We start from the raw sequence: 6,507 nt of genomic DNA on the forward strand, positions 1-6,507 counted from the left end.
ATCACCGATAACAAGGAGTTGTTTCGTGTCCGCACAATTGGATCCCGCCTACCGCGCCAGGGCGATTGATTCGCTCGGCGACACCGAAATCGACGTGCTCGTGATCGGTGGTGGAGTGACCGGAGCGGGTGCCGCCCTGGACGCCGCCTCGCGTGGCCTGTCCGTCACCCTGGTCGAGGCGCGCGACTTCGCCGCCGGCACCTCGAGCCGCTCCTCCAAGCTCATCCACGGTGGCCTGCGCTACCTCGAGCAGTACGACTTCGCCTTGGTCCGTGAGGCTTTGAAGGAGCGCGGGCTGCTGCTGAACAAGCTGGCCCCGCACCTGGTGCACCCGGTCTCGTTCCTGTTCCCGCTGCAGAAGCACTACGAGCGCTTCTACATCGGCGCGGGCATCGCCCTCTACGACACCATGGGCGGCGCGCGCTCGGTTCCGATGCACAAGCACCTGAGCCGTTCCAAGGCACTGGAATTGGCCCCGGCGCTCAAGGAAGACGCCATGACCGGCGCCATCCGCTACTACGACGCCCAGGTCGACGACGCCCGCCACACCATGATGATCGCCCGCACCGCGGCCCAGCACGGCGCGACTGTGCTGACCCGCACCAAGGTCACCGGCCTGCTGCGCGACGGCGAGAAGGTCGTGGGCGCGAAGGTCATGGATCTGGAAACCGGTCTGGAGCACAGCATCCGGGCCAAGACCGTGATCTCGGCGACCGGCGTGTGGACCGACGACATGATCAAGATGACCGGCGTCGACTTCCCGTTCCACGTGCGCATGTCGAAGGGCGTGCACATCATGGTGCCGCGGGAGAAGCTGGATATGGGCACCGGCATCGCCATGAAGACCGAGAAGTCCGTGCTGTTCGTGATTCCGTGGGCCGAGCACTGGATCATCGGCACCACCGATACCGACTGGTCGCTGGACAAGGATCACCCGACCGCCACCGCCGGGGACGTGCAGTACATCCTCGACCACGTCAATTCGCTGCTGCGCGAACCGCTCACCCGCGCCGACATCGTCGGCACCTACGCGGGCCTGCGGCCGCTCATGACCGGCGCGTCCAAGGAGACCTCCAAGCTCTCGCGCGAGCACGCGGTGGCCGAGCCGGCCCCGGGCCTGTTCGTCATCGCGGGCGGCAAGTACACCACCTACCGGGTGATGGCCGCCGACGTGGTGGACGCCGCCGCCGAGCGCCTGGGCAGCGATGTCGCGCCGTCGGTGACCGGCAACCTGCCCATCCTGGGCGCGGTCGGCTACCAGGACATGCTGGCGTCCATCGCCGACGTGGCCGCGCGGGCCGAGCTGCCGGTGGAGACCGTGGAGCACCTGCTGGGCCGCTACGGCTCGCTGTCGGAGGAGATCTTCGACCTGGTCGCCGCGGTTCCCGAACTGCGCCAGCCGATTCCGGGCGCGGAGGACTACATCGGGGCCGAGGCCGTCTACGCCGCCACCCACGAGGGCGCGCTGCACCTGGACGACCTGCTCACCCGCCGCACCCGCATCTCCATCGAGGTGCCCGACCGCGGCCTGAAGGCGGCCCCGGAGATCGCCCGTCTCATCGCGCCGCACCTGGGCTGGACCGACGAGCGCACCAACAACGAGATCAACCGGTACTTCGACCGCGTGCACGCCGAGCTGGCCGCTAACGAGGAGAAGGACGACGAGGCGGCCAATGCGGCACGCCTGGTCGCCACTGCTTGATTTCCGATACATAGAGCGCTGTAGCGCCGCACGAGAAATTTCGTGCGGCGCTACAGCCGTATCTCGGTGAGCTGAATTCCATTGCGCCGGAATTGTTTTCAGAACTTGTGTTCAGCGTCCATTTACCTCTAGCGTGTTTCTAAAGGTTTGCTGAGCGAAAGACCGTAGAGTCTGGTTCAGAGTGGCATCGGACGCCGAACGGAAGGCGAATCAATGGGCTTCAGCTCTATCTTTGTCAGTGAGGCACTGGGTACCGGAGTACTGATACTCCTGGGCGCCGGTGTAGTTGCCAATGTGGTGCTGGCCAAGTCGAAAGGCTTCGACGGCGGCTGGCTGCTCATCACCTTCGGTTGGGGTCTCGGCGTTTTCGGCGGCGTCTATGTCGCCTACAAGACCGGCGGCCATCTCAATCCCGCGGTCACCATCGGCAATCTGTTCTCCGGCGCAAAGGAATACGCGCCCGGTATCGAGGTGAATTTCACCAATACCGTTGCCTACCTGTCGGGTCAGCTGGTCGGCGCCTTCCTCGGCGCCTGCGCCGCCTACGTGGTCTACAAGAAGCACTTCGACGAGGAGCCCGACGAGGGCAAGAAGCTGGGCGTGTTCTCCACCGGCCCGGCCATCCGCTCCTACACCTGGAACTTCCTCACCGAGGTGATCGCCACCTTCGTGCTGGTCTTCGTGATCCTCGCCTTCGGCAAGACCCCCAGCGGCCTGGGCCCGCTGGCCGCGGCGCTGCTGGTGGTCGGCATCGGCGCGTCGCTGGGCGGCCCGACCGGCTACGCCATCAACCCGGCCCGCGACCTCGGCCCGCGCATCGCCTACGCCCTGCTGCCCACTCGGCGCGCGGCCAACGTGCTGCCGGAACGGATTCCGGCCGACGTGACCGCCGGCGGTGCGGCCCAGCGGGTCATCGAGGAGAGCCCCGGCGACCCGATCTCCTCCACCGAGAAGAACGCCGACTGGTCCTACGCCTGGGTGCCGGTCCTCGGCCCCCTCGTCGGCGGCGCGCTCGCGGGCCTCGTCGCCCAGTGGTACATGTAGTCCCCCAGCTCCTCCCCAAGGCCCATCGACCTCGGCAGAACGCCGAATGTCGGTGGGCCTTGTTAATTTTCGCGGCACATCGATTGAGCGCGAAGCACGAAGTACAGCATGAGCGGCGGGGAAATCACTTACCTGGAGCTGTCCCAGGACAGCGGTTCGGTTTCGGCAGCACCAGCAGCACCACCACCCACACACACAAGTTCTACGAGTTGACATCCTCCCGGCCCTGAAGAGCCGGGATTCCCTCAAACGAGAGGGAGTGGGGTGTTTCTCGCGATTAGCCCACTGGTTGGTGCCGCTCCCGAGTGGGAGACTTCCGCACCCGATCCCCCGATGCCCTCGGGTTCTGGAAACGCTCTATTGCGGATGTTGATCGCCGCGTTGGTATCCGCGTGCGCTTCGTGGTCGCAGTTCTCGCACCGGAACACCGCTTGGCTCTGACGGTTTCCGGCCGAAATGTGGCCGCACGGCACACACGTCCGGGACGTGTTCGCCGCGGGTACGAACACCACGCTCGACTTGTCGGCCAACCGGCGCGCGAACTCACCCCAGCACGAGGACATGATCCCCCGCGCCAGACCCCGCTTGGCCGCCCGCCCGTTGGGCAGAAACCGGCCTGGCTGGTCCGGGTCCGGCCGGGGCGCGGGTTTCTTGACCATGTTCTTGATCGGCAGCTTCTCCAGGGCGAACCCGGTGTAGGCGCGGGCGAGACGCGTGGTGGTCTGCTCCACCCACTCGGTCTTACGGTTGCGGTCGACCAGACGCAGCTTGCCCAGCTGACGTTTGGTCTCCTCACGGGCTCGCGAGCCACGCCGCTGACGCGCCAGCTTGCGCTGGAGCGCCTTCGCGCGCCGCTGTTGCCCCTGCGAAAGCCCAGGCGCGGTAGCGAATTCGCCATCGCTGGTGGCGATCGAGTTCGCCACGCCCCGGTCCACACCCAGGACATCGTCACTCACGGAAGCCATCTTCTCCGGTGGTGCTGTCACGAACGACACGTGCCACACACCATTGCCGAAGGTGACCCGCGCCGATTTCGCGGCGGCGATCCGATCCCACGCCACCGTGACACGGAACCGCAGCCGGGTCGCCGATTTCGGAATGACCACCTCGCCCCAGCGCTTGTTCAACCGACGCACCACCAGATCCCGCACCACGAAACTCTCACGCCCCCGGTGACGCTTCTTGAACCTCGGATAGCCGGCCCGGCGGGCAAAGAAGTTCCGGAAGGCCCGATCCAGATCCCGCAACGCGGCCTGCTGCACCGACGACGACCCTGCCCGCAACCAATCGAATTCCTTACGGGCCTCTGCCAATTCACGTTGCTGCTGAGCGGCGTTCAGCCGCAACGCCTGGCCTTTGACGTGGTAGCCGCGCTGTTCCAGCCCGAGGTTGTAGAGGTAGCGCGCGTGACCCAGATGCATGTTCAGCACCTCCACCAGGTCGGCGGACGGATAGGCACGCTGCAGGATCGACACGACGACTCACCCCCTTGCGTAGGTCGAGCAGTTCAGAACTCGGACAACACTATCGACACCCACCGACAAAAACTCCGATGCGCTAACCCGGCCTCGAAAGACCGGGCTTTCGCGCATCGCACCGGTCAGACTCCGATGCTGGACAGGTCTCCGGGCTCCGCGCCGAGGCTCAGGAAGTGCTCGGTGGCGACGGCGACGAAAATCGCTCGGCCGGTGGCGATCACGGTGTCGCCATCGGTCAGCGTGGTGTCGATGAAGAGCTTGCGGCCCTCGCGGGCGGCGAGCACCGCGGTCACCACGAAGTCGCGGTGCAGGCGGGCGGGGGCGTGGAAGTTCACGTCCAGCTTGACCGTGACGGCGGGCTGGCGCAGGGGGACCAGGATCGCGCCGCAGGCGTCGTCGAGGGCGGCGGCGAGAATGCCGCCGTGGGCCACGCCGGGCGCGCCCTGGTGGCGCTCGTCCAGGGTGAGGGTGCCCAGGACCGTGTCGCCGCGGCGTTCGAAGACGATGCCCGGGGAGGCCGGGTTCGCGGGGCCGCAGCCGAAGCAGCCGGGGTGATGCGGCGGGAAGGGTCCGTCGGCGACCTGGTCGCCCAGGGGCAGCGGTCCGGCGTCGCGATCATGATCCATGCCAAGAATTTAACTCATATTCAAAAATGGCGCACGACCCGCCCGGAACGACATGCCGAACTTCGTCGGAATTCATCCCATATATCGGGATTTTCGTTTCGCATATTGGTCACAGTGGGAGAATGTCCACGTGAACCGCACTTCCCGCTCCCTCGCCGCGGCCTGCGGCGTTCTGGCAGCCGTGGCCGTCGGGACCACCGCCTGCGGATCGAGCACCGACCACTCCGAACACGACAAGGCCACGCCTACGGTTCGGTCGGGCATCCCGGATTCTGCCAAGAAGTTCGACGTCTCCAGCCCGGATCTGAAGGACGGACAGGCCCTGCCGCAAGCACTATGGGCCAACTCCAACGGCTGCCAGGGCGGCAATCAGGCCCCGAAGGTGCAGTGGTCCGGCGCGCCCGCCGACGCGAAAAGCTTCGCGGTCACCATGTTCGACGCCGACGCCCCCACCGGCAGCGGCTTCTGGCATTGGCTGACCTGGGACATCCCCGCCACGTCAACCGACCTTGCCGCCGCCCCCAACGCCGTCTCCGGCACCAACGACCTAGGCATCACCGGCTACCTCGGCCCCTGCCCGCCCACCGGCGACGGCATCCACCACTACTGGATCACCGTCCTGGCCTTGAGCACCCCCACCCTCGGCCTCCCCGCCAACACCCCACCCGCCCTCGCCGCCTTCGCGCTGAACCGCCAGACCATCGGCTATGCCCGCATGATCGTGACCGCCCAGCAGTGACCGGAACCAAAAGCGCCGCGCCGGAATGATTCCGGCGCGACGCTGTCGGGGATTCGGTTCAGCTCTTGGACGAAGATGACTTACCGGCGGTCTTGGCATGGCCGTTCTTGCTGTGGCCGTTGCCGTTTCCGCTGGCGGACTTGGCTTTTCCGCCCTTGCCGACGGTCGCGATCGACTCTTCGGTGATCTTGGCGGCGGTCTTCTTGCCGCCGGTGTGGTGGATCGCCTCGATCTGGAGGCCGTCGTCGTCCGCGTCGATGCGGACCGTGTCGCCGGGGGCGAGGGAGCCGTCGAGGAGCTTCTTCGAGAGGGCGTTGTCGAGTTGCTTCTGGACGGTCCGGCGTAGCGGGCGGGCGCCGAATTCTGGCTGATATCCGTTGTCCGCCAACCAGTCCATGGCCTTCTCCGAGACGTCGAGGGCGATGTCCTGGGCGTGCAGGCGGCGGCGGGTGCCGTCGAGGACCAGGCCGACGATATTGCGGAGTTGGGACTTGTCGAGGCGGTGGAAGATGATCTGCTCGTCGAGGCGGTTGAGGAATTCGGGGCGGAACTGCTTGCGCAGGCGCTCCTCCAGCTGCGGCGTGATCGCCTCCAGGTCACCGTCTTTCGCCGACAGGATGAGGTCGGAGCCGATATTGCTGGTGAGAATGACGATGGTGTTCTTGAAATCGACGGTGCGGCCCTTGGAGTCGGTGACGCGGCCGTCGTCGAGCAGCTGGAGCAGGACATTGAACACGTCCGGGTGCGCCTTCTCGACCTCGTCGAACAGGATCACCGAGTACGGCTGGCGGCGCACCTTGTCGGTGAGCTGCGCGGCATCGTCGTAGCCCACGTATCCGGGCGGCGCGCCGACGAGACGCGACACGGTGTGCTTCTCCTGGAACTCGCTCATGTCGAAGCGGATGAGCCGGTCCCTCG

At 66.3% G+C, this 6,507-nt stretch carries 6 protein-coding genes; 3 read left to right on the forward strand and 3 right to left on the reverse strand.

The genetic code is table 11. From position 1 onward, the window contains the following. The first annotated feature begins 25 nt into the window (after window positions 1–25). Entirely contained in the window at window positions 26–1,702 is a 1,677-nt protein-coding gene (glpD, locus tag ON43_RS31490) for a glycerol-3-phosphate dehydrogenase (RefSeq protein WP_040813280.1), read from the forward strand. A gap of 213 nt (window positions 1,703–1,915) precedes the next feature. Beyond that, window positions 1,916–2,746 carry an MIP/aquaporin family protein gene (locus tag ON43_RS31495; protein WP_040813281.1) on the forward strand — a complete coding sequence of 277 codons (831 nt, stop codon included), beginning with the start codon at window positions 1,916–1,918 and terminating at the stop codon, window positions 2,744–2,746. A 245-nt stretch (window positions 2,747–2,991) separates the two neighbouring features. Here ON43_RS31495 and ON43_RS31500 read toward each other — a convergent pair whose 3' ends face one another. Continuing rightward, entirely contained in the window at window positions 2,992–4,221 is a 1,230-nt protein-coding gene (locus ON43_RS31500; RefSeq protein ID WP_063712664.1) for an RNA-guided endonuclease InsQ/TnpB family protein, read from the reverse strand. Between the two features lie 125 nt (window positions 4,222–4,346). After that, the gene (locus ON43_RS31505) at window positions 4,347–4,850 is read right to left on the reverse strand and encodes a PaaI family thioesterase (protein ID WP_051179496.1); all 504 of its coding nucleotides are present in this window, start codon (window positions 4,848–4,850) and stop codon (window positions 4,347–4,349) included. 130 nt (window positions 4,851–4,980) lie between these two features. On the opposite strand from ON43_RS31505, the gene ON43_RS31510 reads away from it, so the two are divergent. Then, the gene (locus ON43_RS31510; RefSeq protein WP_245568835.1) at window positions 4,981–5,589 is read left to right on the forward strand and encodes a YbhB/YbcL family Raf kinase inhibitor-like protein; all 609 of its coding nucleotides are present in this window, start codon (window positions 4,981–4,983) and stop codon (window positions 5,587–5,589) included. 58 nt (window positions 5,590–5,647) lie between these two features. Here ON43_RS31510 and ON43_RS31515 read toward each other — a convergent pair. Next, a partial coding sequence (locus ON43_RS31515; protein ID WP_157514255.1) for an AAA family ATPase occupies window positions 5,648–6,507 on the reverse strand: 860 nt, incomplete at its 5' end.

Origin of the sequence: Nocardia concava NBRC 100430 (assembly GCF_000308815.1) — a bacterium.
Classification (GTDB): Bacteria; Actinomycetota; Actinomycetes; order Mycobacteriales; family Mycobacteriaceae; genus Nocardia; species Nocardia concava.

Bases quoted from the DNA above. Each gene is read 5' to 3' on its own strand.
- ON43_RS31495 (WP_040813281.1), top strand. From the start codon at position 1,916: ATGGGCTTCAGCTCTATCTTTGTCAGTGAGGCACTGGGTACCGGAGTA.
- ON43_RS31505 (WP_051179496.1), bottom strand. From the start codon at position 4,850: ATGGATCATGATCGCGACGCCGGACCGCTGCCCCTGGGCGACCAGGTC.